We start from the raw sequence: 25,129 nt of genomic DNA on the forward strand, positions 1-25,129 counted from the left end.
ACCGCCCGCCGGTCCGTCCGGCCCGTCAGCCGTCGATCAGCCCGTGCTCGCCCAGGTAGTCCAGCTGCGCCCGCACCGACAGCTCGGCGGCCGGCCAGAGGGAGCGGTCGACATCGGCGTACACGCTCGCGACGACCTCGCCGGGCGTCCGATGGCCGGCCTCGACCGCGGTCTCCACCTGGGCGAGCCGGTGCGCCCGGTGCGCCAGATAGAACTCCACCGCCCCCTGGGCGTCGTTCAGCACCGGCCCGTGGCCCGGCAGGACCGTCGCCACCCCGTCGTCGACCGTGAGGGAGCGCAGCCGGCGCAGCGAGTCCAGGTAGTCACCCAGCCGCCCGTCGGGGTGCGCGACCACGGTGGTGCCCCGCCCGAGGATCGTGTCGCCGGTGAGCACCGCGCGGTCGGCCGGGAGGTGGAAGGAGAGCGAGTCCGCGGTGTGGCCCGGTGTGGGCACCACCCGCAGCTCCAGTCCTCCGGTGGTGATGACATCGCCCGTGCCGAGCCCCTCGTCGCCCAGGCGCAGCGCCGGATCCAGTGCCCGTACGGAGGAGCCGGTCAGCTCGGCGAAGCGGGCGGCGCCGTCGGAGTGGTCCGGGTGACCGTGGGTCAGCAGGGTCAGTGCGATGCGCTTACCGGCCTGCTCGGCGGTGTCGATGACGGCGCGGAGATGGCGCTCGTCGAGCGGCCCGGGGTCGATGACGACCGCGAGGTCGGAGTCCGGCTCGGCGACGATCCAGGTGTTGGTGCCGTCCAGTGTCATCGGCGACGGGTTCGGCGCCAGTACACAGCGGGCGCGCGCGGTCGCGGGCCCCGAGATCACTCCGCCGCGGGGCTGGCCGGGAAGGGCGGCTGCGTCGGTCATGTGGAGGTCCCTCCCGAGGGGCCGGTGCCGTCCGCGGGTCCCTCGGGCGCGCCGCCTCCCGGGGCACCGCCGGCGGCGTCCGTCGCGGTGATGTGCTTGGTGAACTCGTCGTGCCCCGGCCAGCTCAGCTCGATCTCGCCGCCCACCAGGCGGGCCCTGGCCAGCACCGGCGTCAGGTCCTGGGCCTCCGCCGCGGCCAGCGCGTCCCCGGCGGTGGCGTACCGCTGGAGCCCGCGCAGGGTCGCGATGGTCGGCGGCATCATCAGCAGCTCACCGCGGTCGTAACCGGCCGCGGCCGCTCCCGGCTGGATCCACACCGTACGGTCCGCCTCCGTGGAGGCGTTACGGGTGCGCTGGCCCTCGGGGAGCGCGGCGACGAAGAACCAGGTGTCGTAGCGCCGTGGTTCGAACTCCGGGGTGATCCAGCGGGCCCAGGCGCCCAGCAGGTCGGAGCGCAGCATCAGGCCGCGGCGGCCCAGGAAGTCGGCGAAGGACAGCTCATGGGCGACCAGGGCGGCGCGGTCCGCCTCCCAGTCCTCGCCCGTGGTGTCCGCGACGACCGTGTCGGCCGAGGCGCCCGCGAGCAGCACCCCCGCCTCCTCGAACGTCTCCCGGACCGCCGCGCAGACGATCGCCTGCGCGGTGGCCGGATCGACGCCCATACGGACCGCCCACTGGGCGCGTGACGGCCCGGCCCAGGCCACCGGCCGCTCGTCCCGGGGGTCGACGGACCCGCCCGGATAGGCGTACGCGCCTCCGGCGAAGGCCATGGAGGCGCGTCGGCGCAGCATGTGGACGGCGGGGCCGCCGGAGTCGGAGTCCCGCAGCAGCAGGACGGTGGCGGCCCGCCGGGGCTCGGTCGGGGTCAGCTCGCCGTTCGCGAGCGCCCGGATACGGTCCGGCCACTCCGGCGGGTACCACTGGCCATTGGTCGTGGACGACATGGCCGGATGCTATGCGCTGTTGCGCGGATGTTCGAGGGCCACTTTCGCGCCGGAGGGCCCCTACTGGCGAGGGGCCCTCCGGCGTACGGCACGCATCACGGGTGCCGGCGTCCCTCCTGGGGCCGGCGTCCCCGCGGGTTTCTATTCGGCGATCTCGACCTGGATCTCGACCTCGACCGGGGCGTCGAGCGGCAGTACGGCCACGCCCACCGCGGAGCGGGCGTGCACGCCCTTGTCGCCGAGGATCTCGCCCAGCAGCTCGCTGGCGCCGTTGAGGACGCCCGGCTGGCCGGTGAAGTCCGGCGCGGAGGCCACGAAGCCGACGACCTTCACGACCCGCTGGATCTTGTCGAGGTCGCCGATGACGGACTTCACGGCGGCCAGCGCGTTGAGCGCGCAGGTCGCGGCGAGTTCCTTGGCCTGCTCCGCGCTGACCTCGGCGCCGACCTTGCCGGTGGCCGGCAGTGCGCCGTCCACCATCGGCAGCTGGCCGGAGGTGTACACATAGGCGCCGGAGCGCACGGCGGGCTGGTAGGTGGCCAGCGGCGGCACGACCTGGGGCAGCTTCAGCCCGAGCGCCGCGATCTTGTCCTCTGCCGCGCTCATGCCTGCTTCTCCCGCTTCAGGTAGGCCACCAGCTGCTCGGGGTTGTTGGGGCCCGGAACGACCTGGACCAGCTCCCAGCCGTCCTCGCCCCAGGTGTCCAGAATCTGCTTCGTCGCGTGCACGAGGAGCGGCACGGTCGCGTATTCCCACTTGGTCATGGGGCGAGCGTAATGCCTGTCCAGGACCGCGGTGGACGCCGTCCGCCGCGGCCCGCTCCCCGCCGTCCCGGACGGCATCCGGTGGCCTGTTCACGGCCCCGGACACAGGCCCCGGACACGGCCCGGTCACCGGCCCCCTACGGATCATCCCTGACCCGTCCCCGACGGATCGGGGGCAGATATCCGGGGCTTCCCAGGCGTATCCCGTGCGTAGCCGGGACGAGGACTGGTTAGGCTCCTTTGCGTGAGCAGGCTCCATGTCGTCAGCGGCAAGGGCGGCACCGGCAAGACCACGGTCGCCGCTGCCCTCGCCCTCGCCCTCGCCACCGAGGGACGCCGTACCCTCCTGGTCGAGGTCGAGGGCCGACAGGGCATTGCCCAGTTGTTCGAGACCGAAGCGCTTCCCTACGAGGAACGCAAGATCGCGGTGGGTCCCGCGTCCGAGGGTGCCTCGCCGTGGGGATCCTCCCGCGCGGAGGCCGGCGGGGATTCCGCGCGCGGCGGTGGCGGGAGACGGGCGGGCGGCGAGGTCCACGCCCTCGCCATCGACGCCGAACGCGCCCTTCTGGACTACCTCCAGATGTTCTACAAGCTGGGCAGCGCGGGCCGGGCGCTGAAGAAGCTCGGCGCGATCGACTTCGCCACGACCATCGCGCCGGGCCTGCGGGACGTCCTGCTGACCGGCAAGGCGTGCGAAGCCGTCCGCCGCAAGGACAAGAACGGCAAGTTCGTCTACGACGCGGTCGTGATGGACGCCCCGCCGACCGGCCGCATCACCCGCTTTCTGAACGTCAATGACGAGGTGGCCGGTCTGGCGAAGATCGGCCCGATCCACAATCAGGCGCAGGCCGTGATGCGGGTCCTGAAGTCGCCCGAGACCGCGGTGCATCTGGTGACGCTCCTGGAGGAGATGCCCGTCCAGGAGACCGCCGACGGGGTCGAGGAGCTGCGCGCCGCCGGCATCCCGGTGGGCGGCGTCGTCATCAACATGACCCGCCCGGCGCTGCTGGACAACGGCGATCTGGACACCGCCGCCCGTGGCGCCCGTGGGGGCATCGCCAAGGCGCTCTCCCAGGCCGGTCTGGGCGGCGCCCGCCGCGGCGGCCTGGCGGAACGGCTGATCGACCCGCTGCTGGAGCAGGCACGCGAACACGCCGAGCGGGTCGAGCTGGAGCGCGCCGAGCACGCCGAGCTGACCGCCATCGGCCTGCCCACCTACGAGTTGGAGCTGCTCCCCGAGGGAGTGGACCTCGCCGGGCTCTACCACCTGGCGAGAGACCTGCGGAAACAGGGGCCCATATGACCTCGGACACCACCACGCTGGACGCCTCGGCCCCGCGGCTGGAGGTCGATACGCTGCTCGACGATCCGCACACCCGCATCGTGGTGTGCTGCGGCTCGGGCGGCGTCGGCAAGACCACCACCGCCGCGGCGCTGGGTGTGCGCGCCGCCGAGCGCGGCCGCAAGGTCGTGGTGCTCACCATCGACCCGGCCCGGCGGCTGGCGCAGTCCATGGGCATCTCCGAGCTCGACAACGTCCCGCGCCAGGTCAAGGGCGTCGACGAGTCCGCGGGCGGCGAACTGCACGCGATGATGCTGGACATGAAGCGCACCTTCGACGAGATCGTCGAGGGCCATGCGGACGCCGACCGGGCCCGCGCGATCCTGGAGAACCCCTTCTACCAGTCCCTGTCGGCCGGTTTCGCGGGCACGCAGGAGTACATGGCCATGGAGAAGCTGGGCCAGCTCCGGGCGAACGACGAGTGGGACCTGATCATCGTCGACACCCCTCCGAGCCGCTCCGCGCTGGACTTCCTGGACGCGCCCAAGCGCCTGGGTTCCTTCCTGGACGGCAAGTTCATCCGGGTGCTGATGGCACCGGCGAAGGTCGGCGGCCGGGCCGGCATGAAGTTCCTCAACGTCGGCATGTCGATGATGACCGGCACCCTCAGCAAGCTCATGGGCGGTCAACTGCTGCGCGATGTGCAGACGTTCGTGGCCGCCATGGACACCATGTTCGGCGGCTTCCGCACCCGCGCGGACGCCACGTACCGCCTGTTGCAGGCACCCGGTACGGCGTTCCTCGTGGTGGCCGCGCCGGAGCGGGACGCCCTGCGTGAGGCGGCGTACTTCGTCGAGCGGCTGGCCGCTGAGCAGATGCCGCTCGCCGGTCTGGTGCTGAACCGTGTCCACGGCAGCGGCGCCGCCCAACTGAGCGCCGAGCGCGCACTGGCCGCCGCGGAGGCCCTCACGGACCGCATGGCGGAGGACACCCACGCGGACACCCCCACGCACGCCGACACGGAGTCCGGGGCGGCCCCGGACACCACGGCCGGTCCCGCCCCCGCGCCCGACCGCGCAGAAAATAATCTTGAAGCCACCGGCATTGTGGATCTCGACGGCGGGAAGGCTGGATCACGTACCGCCGACGGCCTCTCCCCCGCCGCCGCGGAGCATGCGACACCCACCCCGGCCTCAGCGGCGCAACTGGCCGCCGGGCTGCTACGACTGCACGCCGAACGTATGCAGGTCCTCGCGCGCGAACGGCGCACGCGGGACCGTTTCACCGCGCTGCACCCCGAGGTTCCGGTGACGGAGGTCGCCGCGCTGCCCGGCGATGTCCATGACCTGGCGGGGCTGCGCGCCATCGGCGACCGCCTGGCACTGAACCCCACGGACACCGACAACCACTGAGCCTCCGCGGACACCGACGCCCGCAGACACCGACGACTACCAGCGGAAATCGACGAGTTGGCCGTACGCACGGCCGACTCGGCCCACCCATCGGGCTCGCTCGCTCAGCCACCCACCCACCGGCGAAGCGCCCTTCTCACACCCACCCGGGCGCCGCACACCACGTCTTCACCGGGCGCGCCTGATCAGCGCGCCCACCCCCATCCCTGCCTCCAACTCCGGTGCCTCGCACCGCCACTGACGGCACATCGCGCCTGCCGGACCGATCAGACCTCGCCATCGACCGAATCTTCTCGGCCGATTTACCCCGGTCGCCGCCCGCGGCTACCCGACCGCGGCGAACACGTCGAAGGCCTCGTCGTCACAGTCCATCGGCAAGATGCCCGTGCTGCGCTCATATTCCGTACGTGCTGTCTCCAGCAGCCGGCGCCATGACGTCACGGTCGGGCGGCGACGCAGCAGCGCCCTCCGCTCGCGTTCGGTCATTCCGCCCCACACGCCGAACTCCACCCGGTTGTCCAGGGCGTCTGCCAGGCACTCCGTGCGCACCGGACACCCGGTGCACACCGCCTTGGCGCGGTTCTGGGCCGCCCCTTGAACGAACAGTTCATCCGGATCGGTAGTGCGGCAGGCTGCCTGTGCACTCCAGTCGGTTACCCAGCTCATGCTGGCGCCGTCCTCTCCCGAATCGAGGCTCCCCCACGGCGGCAAGCGGCATATTCACCGTTGCCAGTTGAGGACGTTACGGAAGGCAGGCAGGGCGCAACACCCCCTTCGGGCCCAATCTTGGATGGCCCGAACGGACTATGCGTATGCGGCAGATCACCCAACGGAGTGACCGCACGACATTCGTCGCTTTGCACACAAGGCAGGACAGTTCACCGTCCTGACACGGGGTTTTCTTCGGCGCCTGCGGGCACGTGGGGGCGCGTACCGCGGCGAGTAGGGGTTGACGAACTGGGGCGTAACCGTTCGGCTGCGGGAGCCGAGAACAGGCTAAACGAACACCTGCGCCCCTGTCCGGCGATTGAGAACGTAGGCTGGCCCTCATGCCTAAGAAGCGCGATGGCGGAGGTCTGTCCAAGACGCAGCAGGCCGCCAAGTTCCTCGGTGTCAGCGTCCTGGCCGGAGCGGTACTCGCCGGTCTTGCGCTCCCGGCGGCCGGGGCGCTCGGTCTGACCGCCAAGGGATCCGTCGAGGGCTTCGACGACATCCCCGCGAACCTCAAGACGCCGCCGCTCAGCCAGCGGACCAGGATTCTGGACGCCAAGGGCGGCGAGATCGCCAAGATCTACTCCCGTGACCGCACGGTCGTCGACCTCAAGGACATGTCGCCGTACATCCGGCAGGCGATCGTCGCGATCGAGGACGCGCGCTTCTACGAGCACGGCGCCATCGACATGAAGGGCATCCTGCGGGCGGTCAACAAGAACGCCCGGTCGGGCGGCGTCTCCGAGGGCGCCTCGACGCTGACCCAGCAGTATGTGAAGAACGTCTTCGTCGAGGAGGCCGGTGACGACCCGGACAAGGTCGCGCAGGCCACCCAGCAGACCATCGGCCGCAAGGTCAAGGAGCTGAAGTACGCGATCCAGGTCGAGAAGGAACTGGGCAAGCGGAAGATCCTGCAGAACTACCTCAACATCACGTTCTTCGGGCAGCAGGCCTACGGCGTCGAGGCGGCCGCCCAGCGCTACTTCAGCAAGCAGGCCAAGGATCTGAACCTGGAGGAGTCGGCGCTGCTGGCCGGCATCGTCCAGTCGCCCACCCGCTACGACCCGCTCAACGCCCCGCAGGAGGCCACCAAGCGGCGCAACACGGTGCTGCAGCGGATGGCCGATCTCAAGGACATCAGCCAGGCGCAGGCCGACGCGGCCGCCAAGAAGCCGATCAAGCTGTCGGTCAGCCGCCCCAAGAACGGCTGTATCACCGCGAGCGACGGCGCCGGATTCTTCTGCGACTACATCCGCAAGGTCTTCCTCAACGACAAGAACTTCGGCAAGAGCCGGAAGGCCCGCCTGCAGCGCTGGAACGAGGGCGGCATGACCATCCGCACCACCCTCGACCCGCAGTCCCAGAAGTCGGTCCAGGCCTCACTGCGCGACCATGTGTACGCGGACGACCCGGTCGCCGGTGCCGCCACCATCGTCGAGCCGGGCACCGGCAAGATCCTCGGCATGGGCCAGTCGCGCCCGTACGGCTTCGGCGAGAACCAGACCGTGATCAACCTCTCGGTCGATCACGGCATGGGCGGCGGCGCCGGTTACCAGCCCGGGTCGACCTTCAAACCGGTGATCGCGGCGGCCGCGCTGGAGCAGGGGACGAGCCCGGAGCAGGAGTACCCCTCGCCGTACCGGATGCAGTATCCGAGCCCGGTCCAGACTTGCGACGGCGAGTGGCAGGGCACCGACATGACGCAGAACGAGAACAAGGAAGAGGTCGGCCCGTACGGCATGAAGGAGGCGACCGCGAAATCGGTCAACACCTACTTCGTGCAGCTGATCAGCGATATGGGTATCTGCCCCGCGGTGAAGATGGCCCAGAAGATGGGCATCGAGCGGGCCGACGGCAAGCCGTTGCAGCAGGTCCCGTCGATGACGCTCGGCGTGCAGGAGATGTCTCCGCTGACCATGGCGGCCGGCTACGCCGCCTTCGCCAACGACGGCGAGTACTGCTCCCCCGTCGCCATCGAGTCGATCACCGACGCCCGGGGCCGGGCGATGAAGGTCCCGCAGACCAGCTGCCGCAGCGCGATGTCCAAGAGGACCGCCGACACGATCAACACCCTCCTCAAGGGCGTCGTCGAGGACGGCACCGGCAAGGAAGCCGGTCTCCAGGGCCGGGACAGCGCCGGCAAGACGGGCACCAGCGACAGCCGCTACGCCGCCTGGTTCGTCGGCTACACCCCGAACGCGGCCGGTGCGGTCTGGGTCGGCGACCCGATGCACAAGCGCAAGATGTACGACATCAGCATCGGCGGGGTCCCGCACGACAAGGTCTACGGCGCCGACACCCCGGGCCCCATCTGGCGCGACGCGATGTCCGGCGCCCTCGCCGACCGGCCCGCGCCCCAGCTGCCCACCGTCCCGGTCGGCGATCCGGCCAAGGACCGGCCGCAGGACGACGACAAGGGCCACGGCGCCCACAAGCCCGGCCGGGGCCACGGCGGCGACAACAAGCCGGGCGGCGGCTGGCACATCCCCGGCTTCCCCAACCTCCTGGGCGGCGGCAACGGCGGCTGGTAGACGGCAGATTGGCCCGTAGGGCAACGGGTCAGGCGTCGACGGCTCACGGACCGCAACGGCCTACGGCAAGGGCTTACGACAACGGCTGAGGGGCGCCCCACACCAGCGGGGCGCCCCTCAGCCGTCCTTCAGGGACTCGGTCCGGCCGCTCAGCCGGCCAGCAGCTTCTTCACCACCGCGGCCACCCGGCCGCCCTCGGCGCGGCCCGCCACCTGAGGGTTGACGATCTTCATGACGGCGCCCATCGCCCGCGGCCCCTCGGCGCCGGCCCCCTTGGCCTCCGCCACCGCCGCCGCGACCAGCTGCTCCAGCTCGTCATCGGTCAGCTGCTTGGGCAGATAGTCCGCGAGCACCTCGCCCTCGGCGCGCTCCCGCCCGGCCTGCTCGGCGCGGCCGCCCTGCTCGAAGGCGTCCGCGGCCTCCCGGCGCTTCTTCGCCTCCCGCGCGATGATCTTCTCGACCTCGCCGTCGGACAGCTCACGCGCCTCGGTGCCCGCGACCTCCTCCTTCTGGATGGCGGTCAGCGTGAGACGGAGGGTGGAGGAGCGCAGCTCGTCGCGCGCCTTGATCGCGACGGTGAGGTCGTCCTGCAGCTTGGACTTGAGCGTGGTCATGCCGTTGAGTATGCCCCCACCCACTGACAACCGCCGCGCCTTTTCCCCCGGCCCGCTCCACACCCGCCCCCCGACGGGCCACTCCGTCGCTGCATCCACCCCCCGCACTCTGCGACGATGGGACGTATGCGCGCGCGATACGGAGTACCCCTGACCCTGACGGCAGTCGGCGCGGCCGGCCTGGCCTACGCCGCCGGCTTCGAAGTCCGTTCCTTCCGCCTCCGGCGCGTCACCGTGCCCGTACTGCCCCGCGGGATGCGGCCGTTGCGCGTCCTGCAGGTCTCCGACATCCACATGGTCAGCGGGCAGCGCAAGAAGCAGCGCTGGCTGCAGTCGCTCGCCGGGCTGCGCCCCGACTTCGTCATCAACACGGGCGACAACCTCTCCGACACCGAGGGCGTCCCGGAGACCCTGGACGCGCTCGGCCCGCTGATGGAGTTCCCGGGTGCCTACGTCTTCGGCTCCAACGACTACTACGGTCCCAAGCTCCGCAACCCTGCCCGCTACCTGATCGAGCGGGCCCAGGGGCGGCACGGCCTCAACGGCAACGCGCCCGCAGTGGGCGTCGTCCACAACCCGTGGGAAGAACTGCGCGACGCGTTCGACGCGGCGGGCTGGGTCGGCCTGTCCAATTCCCGCGGCCGCCTCAAGCTGGAGGGCATCGAGATCGCCCTGACCGGCCTGGACGACCCGCACATCAAGCGTGACCGGTACGCCGAGGTGGCCGGCGGCCCGGAATCCGGCGCGGACCTCTCACTGGCCGTCGTGCACGCGCCCTACCTGCGCTCGCTGGACGCCTTCACCACCGACGGCTATCCGCTGATCCTGGCCGGCCACACCCATGGCGGCCAGCTCTGCATCCCCTTCTACGGGGCCCTCGTCACCAACTGCGACATCGACACCGACCGCGTGAAGGGCCTCTCCACCCACACCGCCGCCGGCCGCACCTCCTACCTCCACGTCTCCGCCGGCTGCGGCACCAACCGCTACACCCCGGTCCGCTTCGCCTGCCCCCCGGAGGCGACGCTGCTGACGCTGACGGCTCGGGACTGAGGGGCGGGGCTCAAGGGGGCGGGGCCCGGGGCGGGCCCGGTCTCAGGGACTTCGGCCGGGGCTCGGCGGCCGGGGCGTAGGGACTTGGGTACGGCCGGGCTCGGCGGTTCGCGTGGCCTTCGGTCTCACGGGCCTCGGCCGGTGCTCGGCGGCAGGCCCGGAGCCCGACTCGCGGATTTGCCGGATCAGATCTCCCCCGCCCGCTGATCATCCCCCTAACGTGGAGGAATGTCCGACCCCACCCGGACCTCGCAGTCCACGCGCCACGCCACCGACCCGGCCGCGGCCGCCGCCCGTACCCCGGCCGCCGCCGTCGCCCCCTCGATCCGCCGCCCCCTGGCGGCCGCCTTCCGCCTCCTCCTCACTACAGCCGCCCTGACCGGCCTGCTCCTCGCCGCCCTCGGCTCCCCTGCCCCGGCCGAGCTCCTCACCCGCTTCACCGTGCAGGCCAACCTCGCCCTGGCGCTGGTCTCCGCCTGCTCCGCACAGCGCGCCTGGGCCGGCCGCCGCCCCGTGAGCCCCCGCCTCACCGGCGCGCTCCTCGTCTTCCTCACCCTCCCCGCCCTCGTCCACTACGCCCTCCCCGCCGCCGACGCCACCGCCTTCACCCTGCCGGGCACCGGCGCCCCCACCACGGCCCAAGCCCTCTCCGGCCACCTCCTCCTCGGCCTCACCCCGCTCGCCGCCCTCGCCGACTGGCTGCTGCTCACCACTCCCCGCGGCTTCCGTCTGCCCTACGCCTGGCAGTGGCCGGCCTACCCCCTCCTCTACCTCGCGCTCACCCTCGCCTTCCCCACCACAACCGGCGCCCCGCCCCCCACCGTCCCCACCGCCCTGACCCTCGCCCTCGCGATCTTCCTGCTCCCCCTGATCACCCTCGGGATCGACCAGGTCAGGCCCTCCCCACGGCGCCACAAGAACCGGATTTCACCTACAGGGATCAGTCCGCTAAAGTAGAGCTCGTTGCTTCGGGGTGTAGCGCAGCTTGGCAGCGCGCTTCGTTCGGGACGAAGAGGTCGTGGGTTCAAATCCCGCCACCCCGACTGAAGAAACAACAGGTCAGGCCCGGCCTTCCGTCAAGGAAGTCCGGGCCTGATGTGTTTCCTGGGGCATTCTTGGGCGGTCTTGGACGTGACCGGGGAGTGGCCAGGGAGTGGATCTTGGAGTTGCGGGCGCCGGGTGGTGGGCCGGGTATCGCCCGCTGACGTTCCTTCAGGGGGGTTTCCTCGCCCGCCAGGCGCGGCGCCGGGTGTGATCCGGCACACAAGTGGCCGCGTTCGCCCAGGGACCACCATCCTCATCCCCCGGGCCCTCGGGCTCCCCGGCCCACGGCGTACGCCCGCAAAAAGTACGCCGCGCCGTTCGCCCCCGGTCCCTCCCCTGTGAGGACCGGTGGCGAACGGCGCGGGCGGCATTGATCCGCGCCCCCCGTACTGGCGCGGATCCCGAATGGGCCGGAGCCGTGGTCGGCGCGGCAGCAGTCCGGGCGGGCCGAATGCACGGATCCCCCCGCGTGAACGCGCCGGGACCGCCACCGCCGGCTCGTGACTCCCGCGGAGAATGACCGCGCATGTACATCAGGAGTTGTCTTCGAGCGCTGAGCTGGTGCGCTGTCCCGGTGAGCCCGGTCGCTGCGCCGCTGCGATGTGATCCTGCCAGCTGAGGCTGCCTCCGGGGAGGGTCCGGCCTCGGGGCCAAGGGCTTAACCACAGGTCAGCCCGCTAAGGTGAGTTTTCCGGTCCGGATGTCCAAGTGCGGGGGACGTAGGGGGTGGAAGCCTTGAGTTCGGACTCAGGGGCACGCACGGCCTTCGCGGAACGTCTCGCGCTGCTGTACAGGGAAGCAGGCAATCCGCCCCTGAAGAAGGTGGCCGAGGCGGTCGTCCGGCTGCAGCGGGTCGACGAACGCGGGCGGCCCGTACGGGTGTCGGTGCAGCGGATCAGCGACTGGCGGCGGGCCAAGAACGTGCCGGCCCAGTTCGCCGCCCTCGCGGCGGTGCTGCACGTCCTGATACCCCAGGCACGGCGGCTGCGGCCCGCGCCGGTGTCCGCGGGGCTGTATGACCTGGCGCAGTGGCAGCGGCTGTGGGAGCGGGCGGTCGCCGGTCCGGCCGGTGACCGCGGTGCCGCGGTGTCGGCGGAGGAGGAAGAAGGCGCGGCGGCCGACGCCGTGGCCGTCTCCGGTGTGTGCCCGTATCGGGGGCTGGCGTCGTATCGCCGGCAGGACGCCGGGTGGTTCTTCGGGCGGGAGCGGAGCACGGAGGCCCTCGTTGCGCAGTTGCGCGCGGCGGAGAAGACCGGCGGCCTGGTGATGCTGGTGGGTGCCTCGGGGGCCGGAAAGTCCTCGCTGTTGAACGCCGGGCTGGTGCCCGCGTTGCAGAGGGGCGCGGCGGGCGACGGGAAGGGGCCGCAGCGGGAGGTGCTGCAATTCGTGCCGGGTGGCGATCCGCTCGCGGAGTTGGCCCGTCGGATCCCGGGGCTGGCGCGGGTCATCTCTGCCGCGGAGCCGGTGGGAGGCGAGGCGGCGGCAGAGGTCAAGGCGGCGCCAGGGGGCAAGGCGGTGGCGGAGCCCGGTACTCCGCATTTTGCGGACGCGGTGCGGGAGGCGGCCGCGGGCTGGGCCCAGCAGCGCGAGACGCCCGCCGCGGCCCGTCCGGTCGTGATCGTGGACCAGTTCGAGGAGACCTTCACCCTCTGCTCCGACGAGACGGCCCGGCGCACCTTCATCCAGCTCCTGCATGCCGTGTGCACGCCGTCCGGCCCAGGTGCCCCGGCCCCCGCGCTCGTCGTCCTCGGCGTACGGGCCGACTTCTACGAGCAGTGCCTCGGGCATCCTGAACTGGCCGATGCGCTGCAGCACCGGCACATGGTGCTCGGGCCGCTGACCACTACGGAGCTGCGGGAGACGGTGACCGGCCCGGCCAAGGCCGTGGGCCTGGAACTCGAACCGGGGCTCGCGGAGTTGATCGTCCGGGAGGTCAGTGCCGGGGGCACCGGCGGGGCGCATGACGCGGGGGTGCTGCCGCTCCTCTCGCACGCCCTGCTGGCCACCTGGCAGCGGCGGAAGGCGGGGCGGCTGACGCTGTCCGGCTATCGCGCGGCGGGCGGCATCCAGGGAGCGGTGGCGGCGACCGCCGAGCGGGCCTGGTCCGGTCTCGACCCGACGGCCCGTACCGCCGCGCGGCTGCTGCTCCTCAGGCTGGTCCGGCTGGGCGAGGACACCCAGGCCACCCGTCGGCGGGGCAAGCGTCACCAACTGGCGGGCGAGTCGACGGACCCGGGGAAGACGGAGGAATCGCTCGAAGCGCTGGTGCACGCCCGTTTGGTGACGCTCGACGCGGAGGCGGTGGAGATCACCCATGAGGCGCTGCTGCACGCCTGGCCGCGCCTGCGCGACTGGATCGACGAGGACCGGAACGGCAATCTGCTGCGTCAGCGGCTGGAGGAGGACGGCAGGGCCTGGGAGGACTCACAGCGCGACAGCGCACTGCTCTACCGGGGCTCCCGTCTGGAGCAGGCCCGCACCTGGGCCACCTCCACCGGTGACACCTCGCTGACCCGCAGCGCGGTGGAATTCCTGGCCGCCTCGGTCAGACTGCGCAAGCGCACCGTCGTGCTGAGCCGTGGCGCGGTGGCGGCGCTGGCCGTCATGACGCTGGTGGCGGTGGGTTCCGCGGTGGTCGCGCGGCAGCAGCGGGACGACACCGTCTTCGAGCAGGTGCTCGCCCAGGCCGACCGCGCCCAGTACACCGATCCGTCCTTGTCGGCCCAACTCGATCTGGTGGCACACGCCTTGCGGCCCGGCGACTCGGGCACCAACAACCGGCTGATCTCGATGATGAACGCGCCGCTGGCCACACCGCTGCTGGGCCACACCGGCGCCGTCTACCTCACCTCGTTCAGCCCGAACGGCCGGATCCTGGCCACCGCCAGTTATGACCGGACCGTCCGCCTGTGGGACGTGGCGGACCGGAGCCGTCCCCGGCCGCTGGGCAAGCCCCTGACCGGCCATACGAGTTGGGTGAGCACCGCGGTCTTCAGCCCGGACGGACAGACCCTGGCCAGCGCCTCGGACGACGGTACGGTCCGGCTGTGGGACGTACGGGATCCCCGCCACCCGCACCCGCTCGGGGCGCCCTTGACCGGCCACAACGGCACGGTCTTCCTGCTCGCCTTCAGCCCCGACGGGCACACCCTCGCCACGGCCGACGAGGATCACACCGTGCGGCTGTGGGACCTCCGCGACCGGCGGCGGCCGAAGACGCGCGGCACCCTGACCGGCGCCACCGCCGCCGTACGCGCCGTGGCGTTCAGCCCCGACGGGCGGACGCTGGCGGCCGGTGGCGACGACACCAGCATCAGGCTGTGGGACATGACCGGCAAGGGCCGGCCGACGTCGGCCGGCACGGTGCTGACCGGCCACACGGGCACGGTGCACTCGGTGGCCTTCAGCCCCGACGGCGACACGCTCGCCAGCGGCAGCAAGGACAACACCATCAGGCTGTGGAAGGTGGCCTCGGCCCGTCATGCGGAGCCGCTCGGCGCGCCGCTCTACGGGCACACCGGTCCCCTGTGGTCCGTGGCTTTCAGCCCCGACGGCAACATGCTGGCCGCCGGCAGCGCGGACAGCACGGCGAGCCTGTGGAACGTCAGCGATCCGGCGTTCCCGTCGCAGGTCGGCGAGCCGCTCGCGGGCAGCAGCGGGGAGATGTACGCGGTGGGTTTCAGCCCGGACGGGCGGACGCTCGCCACGGGCAGCGGCGACAGCAAGGTCCGGCTCTGGTCGATACCGACGTCGAACATGGTCGGCCGTATCGGAGCGTTCCGCCCGGACGGGCGGGTGCTCGCCACGGGTGCCGGCGACCGGCGGGTGCGGCTGTGGGACGTACGGACTCCGCACCGGCCCGTGGTGCTGGGCAAGCCGTTCACGCCCGGGAAGGGCGATGTGCGGTCGCTGGTGTTCTTCCCCGACGGCCGCACGCTCGCGGTGCATATGGGGAGCCAGGCGGTGGCGCTGTGGAACGTCGCCGACCCCGCCCATCCGGTCCCGTACGGGAAGCCCGCCGCGCTGCGGACCCGCTTCGTGGGCCCTGACGCACTGGCCATCAGCCCCGACGGGCGCACCCTGGCCAGCGCCTATGACGACCACACCATTCAGCTGTGGGACGTCAGCGACCCTTCTCATATGCGCCGGCTCGGCGCGCCGCTCACCGGGCACGAGGGGTACGTCAACTCCCTCGTCTTCAGCCCGGACGGGCGGACGCTCGCCAGTGGTAGCGCGGACGACACCGTACGGCTCTGGAACGTCACCGACCCGCGTCATGCCGCCCTGTCCGGCGCGCCGCTCAGGGGACACCTCGGCCCCGTCAACGCGCTCGCCTACAGCCCGGACGGCCACACACTGGCCAGCGGCAGCGACGATGACACCGTACGGCTCTGGAATACCACCGACCCCCGTAAGGCGACCCGGCTGGGCGCCCCGCTCATGGGCCACACCGAAGCGGTCGTGTCGCTGACGTTCAGCAAGGGCGGCCACACCCTGGCGAGCGGCGGCAACGACAACACGGTCCGGTTCTGGGACGTCACCACACCGTCCGAGGCCGCTCCTATCGGACAGTCGACGAGCCCCAACGCCAAGACGGGCAATTTCCTGTCGTTCAGCCCCCATAGCCGCATGCTCGGGGTGTCGAGCGGCGCGGGCACCGTCCGGCTGTGGAACCTGGACGCCGACAAGGCAATTCGCCGTATTTGCTCGACCACCCGGGGTGTTCTGACGCCGGAGAAATGGCACGAGTATCTGCCCCATCTCGACTACGCGCCGCCGTGCGACAAGTAACGGCGTCTAAGGGCTGTCCCGTAGCCTCGGCCGAACGGCGTGGAGTGCGGCGTCAGCCGGTGCCGACGCCCGGCTGACGCCGCGACCGCCACCTGGTCATTTCCGCCCCTGTCGGCCCCCGCCACGTGACGCCAACCACAACTCCGCGTTCCACTTCCTCAGTTAGCTCCCACCACGCGGTCAGCCTTGCTACTCTTGGCCGCAGCCCGATCGCTGGTGCATCCCCCGTCGCCAGCGATCGGGCGTTTTCATGCCCCGGCCCATTGCGAGGGCGCTTTGGCTGCGGCGGGGAAGACGATTCACGGCCACGTGGTCGCGAGTTCACCCACCACTACCTCCACTGCCTCCACTCAAGAAACAGCCGTCCCCACTCAAGAAGAACCGCCGGGGTCGATTTCCCGCCGCCGGAAAATCGCCCCCTCATCAACACCCCTTGCTGAGCCCTAAGGTGCCGTTGCTGACTAGCGGAGCCATGGAGCCGTCCGGCGGTGAGCCGGTCAGGAAGGTGGTAAGTGCCGTGCGCCGGTGCATCATCATCGTCACTGCCGTCCATCCGCCCTCGGCGCACTTCCTGCCGGAGGCCCACCGGTCGCTCTGTTGCCAGGAGCTCCCTGACGGATGGGAATGGCACTGGGTCATCCAGGAGGACGGACGCAGTGACCAGGTCGCTCCGCATGTGCCCGACGACGAACGGGTGACCTTCCGACAGGGGCGGCCCGGCGGCCCCGGTGTCGCCCGCACCATGGCCCTCGCCCATACGGAGGGCGAATACCTCAAGGTGCTGGACGCCGACGACCAGTTAGCGCCCGGCGCGCTCGCCCGCGACCTGGCGGCCCTGGAAGGCGACCACAGCCTCGGCTGGGCGACCTCCCGCGCCCTCGACCTGCTGCCCGACGGCTCCACCACCGGCTTTCCCGGCGACCCCGAGCCGGGCCCGATCGAGCGCGGAGCCGTACTCGACTTCTGGAAGGCGAACGACTTCCGCGCCCAGGTCCACCCGGCGACCCTCTTCATGTGCCGCGACCTGGTGCTCGCCCTCGGCGGCTGGACCGCGCTGCCGGCCTCCGAGGACACCGGCCTGCTCCTGGCCCTCAACGCCACGAGCCGCGGCTGGTTCTCCTCCGAGGTCGGCCTCCACTACCGCAAGTGGCACGGCCAGGCGACCGGCCAGCCCTCGCACACCGACACCGCCGAACGCGAGGCCCGCATGGCGGTCGTGGAGGCCAGGGCCAGACAGCTCGCGCATTTCAGGTGGCGGTATCGGGGTGGGGGGTGAGGGGGCCCGCTCTCAAGGCAGCGTTTCCGCATCGACTCGCGAGAAGATCACATCGCTCTCCTCCACCACCGGCCCGCGCCACCGCACCGCCACCCCCGCCGAGGGGCGCAGCGCCTTCGGGTAGCTGCCCGGGTCGTAGTTGTTGGTGAGGCGATAGGCGTGGAAACCGTGATCGCGCATCGTCTTGAGCAGATCGTCGGCCGATTCGCCCAGGGCCGCCATGCGTTTCGGGGTTACTTCGATGGTGAGCTCCGCGTCCGGGCGGAGTTTGTCGAGCAGGGGGGTCAGGCCGCGGATCACGGCTCCCTCGGCGCCCTCTACATCGATTTTGATGACACGGGCCGAGGTGATGTCGTCCGGATCGAGGATTTCGGGGAGCGGGCGTGCCTCGATATCGAGCCTGCTCTCCGCCTGTCCTTCGTACGGGATGATGCTGGCGGCGCCCGAATTGTGTGAGCTCGCCATGGTGAGGGTGACGGTCTTGCGCTCGTCGGCGACCGCGGTGTTGAGGGCGCGGAGTTGATGGCAGGCGTTCATCTCGGCGTGCCGGAGCAGCTTGGCGTGAATTGCCGGTGAGGCCTCGATCGCGACTACCCGGCCCCGGTCGCCGACGAGGTGTGCGGCGAGCAGGCTGAAGTAGCCGATATTGGCGCCGACGTCGATATAGGTGTCTCCCGGGCGGAGCCGGCGCTGGAGCCAGTGGGTCATATGGGGCTCCCACACGCCGAACATATACACATAGCGCTGGATCAGGTCCTGGGTATCCACGGCCATCGCGGCGCCGAATCGCGTACGGACGACCCTCTGGCGCGGAAGGCGCCGTAACCATGGATTGAGGCATTGCCTGGCGAATGCTCCCTTGCCCAGCGTTCCGGGGGCGTCCCGCAGATAGCCGCGTCCGAGAGTAATCAGCGTCTCACTTATGGTGTTGCGCACCGATCGTCTGCCTTTCCGCCGGCTTCCGCCGGAACCGTGGAAGTCGAGCGCCGCTCTGGTCTGTTGTGGCCCGTCGTGCCACCCTGCGCGACACCCGCAGTGTGGTCCCGGAAAACGCAGTGCACCGGGCCGACAAGGGAAATTCAGCCAACGCAGCACTGTCGCTCTGACAGACAAGGAGACGGCAATGAGCGAGTTCCACGGAGATGAGCAGTCACACGGAGCGGAGCAGCAGGACGCGGGGCAGGCCCAGGCCACCCTGAGCAGCCATGGAACGGCGGTGAGGAGTGGCGAGGAGGCGCTCAGGGAGCGTCATGTCGCGCGGGCGCACAGCGCCTCGGCCCGTACCAGGGGCGCCTGCCGCTGTGCGGGTGTCGAGGCGGATCCGGCCGCTGTGATCGCCGTACCGACGGAGGCCGCCTCGAAGGCCGCCAACGCCCTTCGCCTGTCCGCCGATGCGCTCGCCGCGCTGGCCGACGGGGCGCCGGACCCCGCGGCCGATGCCCGTCATGCCCGGAACGCTGCCGCCGCCTCCGTACTGGCCGCCCAGATCGCGCGGTCCCATGGCACCGGCGCGCTCTCCGATGCCGCGTACCAGGCCGCCCTCAAGGCATCGCAGGCCGCCGGCCTGGCCGCGGGGAAGGAGGGCCTGGGCAGGAGCGAGGTGCTCAACGCCGAGGCGGAGGCGGCCGAGACAGCCGCCGTCGCCGCCGCGGAGGCCGCGGGCTGGCTGTAGGGCCTGCCGTGACCTGCCCGGCACCGTCGGCCGCGATGGGGACGGTGCCGGGCAGGCCCGGCGTGCGTGGCGCGGTCGGTGCGGGGCAGGCCCGGTGTGCGTGACCCGGCCGGTCAGCCCTGGTCGAAGGGGAGTTCCAGCATCCGGATGGCGTTGCCGCGCAGGAGTTTGTACGTCACCTCGTCGGAAAGGCCCGCCATGTGCTCGGCCGCCACCTGCTTGGTGTGCGGCCAGGTCGAGTCGACGTGCGGGTAGTCCGTCTCGAAGGTGGCGTTGTTGACGCCCACGGTCTCGATCGCGTCGACGCCGTGCCGGTCACGGAAGAAGCAGCAGAAGATCTGCCGGTAGTAGTAGAAGGACGGCGGCTCGGGGATCAGGTCCTTCACCCCGCCCCACGCCCGGTGCTCCTCCCAGACGTCATCGGCGCGCTCCAGGGCGTACGGGATCCACCCCATCTGGCCCTCGCTGTAGGCGAGTTTGAGCCGCGGGAACTTCACGAGGACGCCACTGAAGAGGAAGTCCATCATCGAGGCCATCGCGTTGTTGAAGCTCAGGGACGCCTGCACGGCCGGAGGTGCGTCCGGGGAGGCCGCCGGCATCTGGGACGACGAGCCGATGTGCATGTTGACGACCGTGCCGGTCTCCTCGCACGCGGCGAAGAACGGGTCCCAGTACCCGCAGTGGATGGACGGCAGCCCGAGGTACGTGGGAATCTCGCTGAAGGTCACCGCGCGCACCCCGCGCGCGGCATTGCGCCGGATCTCGGCGACGGCCAGATCGATGTCCCACAGCGGGATGAGGCACAGCGGAATCAGCCGTCCCCCGCTGTCCCCGCACCACTCCTCCACCATCCAGTCGTTGTACGCCCGTACGCAGGCCAGCCCGACCTCCTTGTCCTCGGCCTCGGCGAAGGTCTGCCCGCAGAAGCGCGGGAACGTCGGGAAGCAGAGCGACGCCTCCACGTGGTTGACGTCCATGTCCGCCAGCCGGGCCTTGGGGTCCCAGCATCCGCGCCGCATCTGTTCCCGGGTGATCCCGTCCAGCGTCATCTCGTCGCGGGAGAAGCCCACGGCGGCAATGATGCGCTTGTACGGGAAGATCAGCCCCTCGTACTCCCACCAGTCCGTGATCTGCCCCTCGGGGTCCGTCGTGAAGCGGTACTTCCCGCCGACATACGCCAGCTCGCCGATTCCTGCGGTGAAGGGCTTCGGGCCCCGGTCCTGGTACTTCTTCGGAAGCCAGGTCTTGAAGAGGTGCGCGGGCTCGATCACGTGATCATCCACGCTGATGACCTTGGGAAGCTCCGCCGTGCCGCTCTCGTTGCTGATCACGCTGTACCCCCAACTGCCTGCCGGATGGTCGCGCCGCCGGACCGATATCTGACGACCCATCAGTTCGGAGGTTATGGGCTCACCGTTGCGACGACAAGGCGGGGCCGGGAACTCCACCCCCTTGCGGTATCGCGCAACGTCCGCTGAACTGACGCATCGTCAGTTCAGCTTCGGGAGGAGTCGAGGGGACAGCATGCAAACGATCTGGCTCAGCGGTGCCGAGTGGTTCGCCGTCCTCCGTATCGGCCTGGGGCTGTGGTGGCTGGAGAGCTGGCGCCACAAGGACAAGAAGAGCTGGTTCGCCGGCGGCGGCATCACCTGGGCGGCCGGTATCGCCGCCGACCACCGATGGCCGGTGATCCGGAAGAGCTTCGACCGCTTCGTGCGGCCGCACCCCCGTTTGATGGCCTACCTCGTCGCCTACGCGGAGCTGGCACTCGGCCTCGGCCTGATCGTGGGCTTCCTGACACCGATAGCCCTGGCCGCCGGGGCCGTGCTCAACCTGATCTACCTCGCCCTGATGATCCACGACTGGGCGGAGCAGGGCCAGAACCTGATGATGCTGCTGATCTCCCTCACCGCCCTGCTCGCCATGAGCTGGCAGAGCTGGTCGGTGGACGGGGTGTGGGGGTTGTTCTTGTGACGGTCGGCCCGTGACAACCGGTCGCCCCCGCCGTCACCGGACGGCTGTCACTGACCGACCGTCACCGGCCGGTCGTTGTTCAGCTCGGTGAAGAGCTGCTGAGCCTGGCGCTCGTTCCACTTCACCGCGCTGCCCTTGGGGGTCTCGAAGCCGAGGTCGGAGACGGGGACGTTGAGGCGCTTGCCGTCGCCCTCCGTGACCGCCTTCATCGCCTTGAAGAGCGAGGTGAGGTTCGACAGGCCGGTGTCCTTGTCGACGATGAGGGTGCCGAGGCCGGCGTTCACGGTCGGGTAGACCGTGCCCGGGTCCAGCAGGACGCCGGGGGTGGCGGCCTTCTTGGCGAGCGCGGCCAGGAACTTCTGCTGGTTCTGACTGCGGCCCAGATCGCCCTTGGCCTCCTGGTGGCGCTGGCGGACGAAGGCGAGCGCCGTACGGCCGTCGAGCGTATGGCAGCCCTTCTTGAGGTCCGCGCCCGACTTCTTGTCCTTGATATCCCGGTCCAGGCACATCGGGACGCCGCCGACCGCGTTCACGATGCCGACGAAGCCCGCGAAGCCGATCTCGGTGTAGTGGTCGATGTGGACGCCCGTGTTGCGCTCGATGGTCCGGACCAGCAGGTCGGGGCCGCCGAAGGAGAACGCCGCGTTGAGCTTGTTCTTCGTCGCGCGGTAGTGCTTACCGGTTTCGGGGCGGATGTGTGCCGGGATGGTCACCCATGAGTCGCGCGGCAGGCTCACCATCGTCGTGCCGTTGGCGCCGGTGTGCAGCAGGATCATGGAGTCGGTGCGCCGGCCCGCGTCGGCCGAGCCGCCGGTGTGCAGGTTCTTCCTGGCCCGGTCGGACAGGCCCACGCGACTGTCGGAGCCCACGATCAGGTAGTTGGTGCCGCCGCCCTGCGCCGGGCGGTCCGGGATCTTGTCGAGGTCGACCTCGCGGTTGAGCTCGGTGTCGGCCCAGACGAGGGTGCCCGCGGAGCCGACGGCCAGCACGGTGGCCAGGACGATCAGGACCCGGGTGAGCTTGCGGCGCCGGCGGGGCTTGCCCGCGCCACGCCTGCCATTGCCGGTGTTGCCGTCGCCCGGACCCGCGGGGCCGGTGCGGAGCGGGGGCCGCCCGTGGCCGGGGCGGCTGTGCTGTAAGCGGGGTGAGGGCTGCGGAGGCACCTCGGGGACGGCGGGCGCCGCGGGGTCGGCGGGCATCGGGGCCTGGAATGCCTGAGGTGCCTGAGGTGCCTGAGGTGCCTGAGGTGCCTGAGGGACGGTGCCGTACGCGTCGAAGTCCAGTGGCTGTTCCGCGTACGCCTGCTGAGGGTGCGTCTGGGACGGGTGCACCTGCGGCGGGTACGCCTCCGGCTGATACGCCTGAGGCTGGTGGACCTGCGGCTGGTACCCCTGGGGCAGGTACGCCTCCGGCTGGTACCCCTGGGACAGGTACGCCTCCGGCTGGTACGCCTGGGACGGGTGCACCTCCGGCTGATACGCCTGCGACGCGTGCGCAGAGGACGGATACCCCTGCGGCGGTTGCTCGCCCGGGTACCAGTTCTGCCCGTTGCCGACGTACTCCGCCTGCGCTTCGCCGCCGCGCCAGTTCCCGTCGAGCGGCCCCTCCAGCCATTCAGTCATGCGCGGAAGTCTGCATGCTCATGCCCACTTCGCCAACCACTGTGTGGGGATATGCACAAACGAAAGGGCCGAATGTACGGAATGCCCGGCCGGGAGCGGGGGTCGCGGGCGCGGCGACGACCGGGAGACATCCGGCCGGGCCGCCGCTCGGGGGTCCGCCCGGTCCGGAGACGGGCGGACACCCCGGGGCGTACGGATGGCGGTCACGGTCATGGCGACGGCAGGCTCTCGTAGGTGACCGGCTGGCCGATGTGCTGTGCGGCGGTGCCGGAGCGCTGCATGCGCTGCCACTTCAGCCGGGTGCCGAGCAGGAAGGCCACCACGGACTGGATGACCACCAGGTACATCAACTGCCGGTAGACGAAGAGCTGGAGCGGCATCGCCCACAGCTCCCGCACCGGTTCGCCGTCGAGCTTCAGGGCGTAGCCGGCGCAGGCCAGTTGGAGGGCGAGGAAACCGATCCACACCCCGGCCGAGAGCACCGGACCGCGGAACAACGCCCCGTAGAGGGCGAAGACGTCGACGATCGGCGCGAGCAGCGGCAGAGCGACCTGAAAGAGCGTGAGGTAGCTCAGTCCGCGGCGTCCGAAGCGGCCGGCCGGGCCCACTTCGATGACGGCGCGGCGGTGCTTCCACATGGCCTGGAGGGTGCCGTAGCACCAGCGGTACCGCTGCCGCCACAGCTGGCTCAGCGAGGTGGGCACCTCGGTCCAGGCGATCGCGGACTCCTCGTAGACCACCCGCCAGCCCGCCTGCCACAGGGCCATGGTGAGGTCGGTGTCCTCGGCGAGGGTGTCTTCGCTGACCCCGCCGACGCCCATCAGCGCGTCCCGGCGGAAGGCGCCGATCGCGCCGGGGACCGTCGGCATGCACTCCAGGACCTCGAACATCCGCCGGTCGAGGTTGAACCCGAAGACGTACTCCAGGTGCTGCCATCTGCCCAGCAGGCGGCGGCGGTTGCCGACCTTGGTGTTGCCGCTGACGGCGCCCACGGCCGGGTGCGCGAGCGGCTGGACGAGCCGGTAGATGGCGTCCGATTCGAAGACGGTGTCGGCGTCGACCATGACCACGATGTCGCACCGGGCGTGCGCCAGACCGGTGTTGAGGGCGGCCGCCTTGCCCGAGTTGGGCTGGCGGATCACCTCCACACGGGGGTCGTCGATGGCCTCGGCGATGTCCGCCGTCTCGTCCGTCGACCCGTCGTCGATCACGATGATCTGTAGTTGCCGGTGGGTGGAGGCGAGCAGTGAACTGACGGTGGACGCGATGCCGGCCGATTCGTTGTAGGCGGGGACCAGGACGGTCACCGGGTCGGTGATCTCGCGCAGCCAGGGGGAGCCCGGCCGGATGCGCCCCAGCCGCCGGACATGGGCGCGGGCGAAGAAGAGGAGTGAGGCCAGCCGCAGTACGCCCAGGGTGCCGGCGATGCCCAGTACCCAGGTCATCCCGTTCACGAATGCGTGCCCGAGTTGCTTGATCCAGACGAGGGCCGTGCCCAGCCATCGCTCGGGGGCGGTGGCCGGCGTATCGGCGGCGGGCAGCCCGGCCCCCCATGTCACCGTGGTGAATTTTTCGACTCTGGGGTTGTTGAGCAGCTTTTCCGAGTCGTGATAGGCGACATCGTTCTGGCCGAATTGCCGGATCACGCCCTGTGACGGCTTACGGAACCACCGGTCGGCGGCCACCAGGGTGTAGCCGTCCGCGGCGGCCCGCTGGGCGGCCTTCCACTCCGGGCCGCACATCGTGTCCACGGCGGTGGTCTGCGGCAGCCGCAGCAGGTCGGTGTGGATGCCCGCGGTGCCTGCCAGCGCGCTCTGCGTCATGGAGAGTTCCAGCCGGGCCCGGACGTCGGAGGCGGAGCCCATGACGGCACCGGTGTAGGTGTTCGACCCGATCTCATGGCCCTCGGCCTGGATCCGCCGCACCAGGTCAGGGTGCTGGGCGGCCTTGGCGCCCTGGAGGAAGAAGGTGGCCTTGACATGGTGCTTGTGCAGCAGGTCGAGCAGACGTGGCGTCCATACGGGGTCGGGGCCCCCGTCGTAGGTGAGCGCGACGTTACGGGCGGGCACCCCGGCGGACTTCACCTTGCCGCCGTCGAGCCGCACCACCGGGCCGCCCTTGTCCACCGCCCTCGGCACCGGCGTGGTGCAGTCGCGCCGGGTCTTCGCGGCGTCGACCTCATGGGTGGTCCAGCCTTCGAAGAACAGGGCGCCGAAGGCGAGGGGGAGGACAAGCATCAGCAGCAGCCAGTGACCACGCGGATCACGGGACTGTGCGTGCCGGCGGCGGTGCGAGCGGCGTTTCACGTCGCTCCCGGGGTGACCTCTGCCACGGTGGGGGTGGGCTGTCTTCGGGCGGGGCCGCCGAGGGCGCTCCGCAGCACCGTTCCGTGCCGGGCGGAAGCATCGGCACATGGCTGGGAAAGACGTATTTTCTGCCGTTTTGCGTTCCGGCTGGCCTCACACATGGTCGGCGAGTGTACTCACCACCAAGATCGGGTTACGGCGCGCGCTGACGCCCCCTTACCTCGGTGACAAGGCTCGCGACCGATGCCCCGGCTTCCCTCACCGGGAACGT

The 25,129-nt window shown here is 70.8% G+C and carries 19 protein-coding genes and 1 tRNA gene; 10 read left to right on the top strand and 10 right to left on the bottom strand.

Annotated features, from left to right (window positions below):
• Positions 1-25: 25 nt before the first annotated feature.
• The 4 genes from STRTU_RS15925 to STRTU_RS15940 all read right to left on the bottom strand — a co-directional run bounded on the left by STRTU_RS15925 (position 26) and on the right by STRTU_RS15940 (position 2,570).
• The gene (locus STRTU_RS15925; RefSeq protein WP_159744131.1) at positions 26-862 is read right to left on the bottom strand and encodes an MBL fold metallo-hydrolase; all 837 of its coding nucleotides are present in this window, start codon (positions 860-862) and stop codon (positions 26-28) included.
• Complete coding sequence (locus STRTU_RS15930) at positions 859-1,806, bottom strand: NUDIX hydrolase (protein ID WP_159744132.1); 948 nt, start codon at positions 1,804-1,806, stop codon at positions 859-861. The genes STRTU_RS15925 and STRTU_RS15930 overlap by 4 nt, the downstream gene beginning before the upstream one ends.
• Before the next feature lie 141 nt (positions 1,807-1,947).
• Positions 1,948-2,412, bottom strand: coding sequence for a RidA family protein (locus STRTU_RS15935; protein WP_159744133.1), 465 nt, complete (start codon positions 2,410-2,412; stop codon positions 1,948-1,950).
• Positions 2,409-2,570 (bottom strand): Sp36 family protein, encoded by a 162-nt coding sequence (locus STRTU_RS15940; protein WP_003975360.1) that lies wholly within the window; start codon positions 2,568-2,570, stop codon positions 2,409-2,411. Before STRTU_RS15940 ends, STRTU_RS15935 begins: the two co-directional genes overlap by 4 nt.
• Before the next feature lie 244 nt (positions 2,571-2,814).
• On the opposite strand from STRTU_RS15940, the gene bagA reads away from it, so the two are divergent.
• On the top strand, positions 2,815-3,873 hold the full coding sequence (bagA, locus tag STRTU_RS15945) for an ATPase BagA (RefSeq protein ID WP_159744134.1): 1,059 nt from the start codon (positions 2,815-2,817) through the stop codon (positions 3,871-3,873).
• Entirely contained in the window at positions 3,870-5,264 is a 1,395-nt protein-coding gene (gene bagB / locus STRTU_RS15950) for an ATPase BagB (RefSeq protein ID WP_159744135.1), read from the top strand. Before bagA ends, bagB begins: the two co-directional genes overlap by 4 nt.
• A gap of 324 nt (positions 5,265-5,588) precedes the next feature.
• Here bagB and STRTU_RS15955 read toward each other — a convergent pair whose 3' ends face one another.
• Positions 5,589-5,930 (bottom strand): WhiB family transcriptional regulator, encoded by a 342-nt coding sequence (locus tag STRTU_RS15955; RefSeq protein WP_159744136.1) that lies wholly within the window; start codon positions 5,928-5,930, stop codon positions 5,589-5,591.
• Between the two features lie 383 nt (positions 5,931-6,313).
• Between STRTU_RS15955 and STRTU_RS15960 the strand changes: the two genes are divergently transcribed.
• Positions 6,314-8,506: a transglycosylase domain-containing protein gene (locus STRTU_RS15960; protein WP_159744137.1), complete on the top strand. Its 2,193-nt coding sequence runs from the start codon at positions 6,314-6,316 to the stop codon at positions 8,504-8,506.
• Between the two features lie 149 nt (positions 8,507-8,655).
• Here STRTU_RS15960 and STRTU_RS15965 read toward each other — a convergent pair whose 3' ends face one another.
• Positions 8,656-9,120, bottom strand: a complete 465-nt coding sequence (locus tag STRTU_RS15965; protein WP_042150569.1) for a GatB/YqeY domain-containing protein — start codon at positions 9,118-9,120, stop codon at positions 8,656-8,658.
• 126 nt (positions 9,121-9,246) lie between these two features.
• Between STRTU_RS15965 and STRTU_RS15970 the strand changes: the two genes are divergently transcribed.
• The 5 genes from STRTU_RS15970 (at position 9,247) to STRTU_RS15990 (ending at position 17,284) form a co-directional block, all read left to right on the top strand.
• A complete protein-coding gene (locus STRTU_RS15970) occupies positions 9,247-10,173 on the top strand; it encodes a metallophosphoesterase (RefSeq protein ID WP_174878875.1) in 927 nt (308 codons plus the stop codon).
• Positions 10,174-10,401: 228 nt separating this feature from the next.
• Positions 10,402-11,130, top strand: a complete 729-nt coding sequence (locus STRTU_RS15975; protein WP_159744139.1) for an integral membrane regulator — start codon at positions 10,402-10,404, stop codon at positions 11,128-11,130.
• A 12-nt stretch (positions 11,131-11,142) separates the two neighbouring features.
• A tRNA-Pro gene (locus tag STRTU_RS15980) sits at positions 11,143-11,216 on the top strand.
• A 727-nt stretch (positions 11,217-11,943) separates the two neighbouring features.
• Positions 11,944-16,008, top strand: a complete 4,065-nt coding sequence (locus tag STRTU_RS15985) for an nSTAND1 domain-containing NTPase (protein WP_159744140.1) — start codon at positions 11,944-11,946, stop codon at positions 16,006-16,008.
• 472 nt (positions 16,009-16,480) lie between these two features.
• Entirely contained in the window at positions 16,481-17,284 is an 804-nt protein-coding gene (locus STRTU_RS15990; protein WP_159746985.1) for a glycosyltransferase family 2 protein, read from the top strand.
• 12 nt (positions 17,285-17,296) lie between these two features.
• On the opposite strand, the gene STRTU_RS15995 is transcribed toward STRTU_RS15990, so the two are convergent.
• Positions 17,297-18,058 carry an FkbM family methyltransferase gene (locus tag STRTU_RS15995; protein ID WP_246240588.1) on the bottom strand — a complete coding sequence of 254 codons (762 nt, stop codon included), beginning with the start codon at positions 18,056-18,058 and terminating at the stop codon, positions 17,297-17,299.
• Between the two features lie 349 nt (positions 18,059-18,407).
• Between STRTU_RS15995 and STRTU_RS16000 the strand changes: the two genes are divergently transcribed.
• Positions 18,408-18,956: a hypothetical protein gene (locus STRTU_RS16000; protein WP_159744142.1), complete on the top strand. Its 549-nt coding sequence runs from the start codon at positions 18,408-18,410 to the stop codon at positions 18,954-18,956.
• 113 nt (positions 18,957-19,069) lie between these two features.
• Here the strand turns inward: STRTU_RS16000 and STRTU_RS16005 are convergent, their stop codons facing one another.
• Positions 19,070-20,287, bottom strand: coding sequence for an amidohydrolase family protein (locus STRTU_RS16005; protein ID WP_159746986.1), 1,218 nt, complete (start codon positions 20,285-20,287; stop codon positions 19,070-19,072).
• Positions 20,288-20,480: 193 nt separating this feature from the next.
• Here STRTU_RS16005 and STRTU_RS16010 point away from each other — a divergent pair, with 193 nt between their 5' ends.
• Positions 20,481-20,930 carry a DoxX family protein gene (locus STRTU_RS16010; RefSeq protein WP_159744143.1) on the top strand — a complete coding sequence of 150 codons (450 nt, stop codon included), beginning with the start codon at positions 20,481-20,483 and terminating at the stop codon, positions 20,928-20,930.
• Between the two features lie 47 nt (positions 20,931-20,977).
• Here STRTU_RS16010 and STRTU_RS16015 read toward each other — a convergent pair whose 3' ends face one another.
• Together STRTU_RS16015 and STRTU_RS16020 are read right to left on the bottom strand one after the other, a co-directional pair.
• Positions 20,978-22,552, bottom strand: a complete 1,575-nt coding sequence (locus STRTU_RS16015; protein ID WP_308789378.1) for an LCP family protein — start codon at positions 22,550-22,552, stop codon at positions 20,978-20,980.
• Between the two features lie 209 nt (positions 22,553-22,761).
• Positions 22,762-24,858 carry a bifunctional polysaccharide deacetylase/glycosyltransferase family 2 protein gene (locus STRTU_RS16020; RefSeq protein WP_159744144.1) on the bottom strand — a complete coding sequence of 699 codons (2,097 nt, stop codon included), beginning with the start codon at positions 24,856-24,858 and terminating at the stop codon, positions 22,762-22,764.
• Between the last annotated feature and the right edge of the window lie 271 nt (positions 24,859-25,129).

Source organism: Streptomyces tubercidicus (assembly GCF_027497495.1).
Classification (GTDB): Bacteria; Actinomycetota; Actinomycetes; order Streptomycetales; family Streptomycetaceae; genus Streptomyces; species Streptomyces tubercidicus.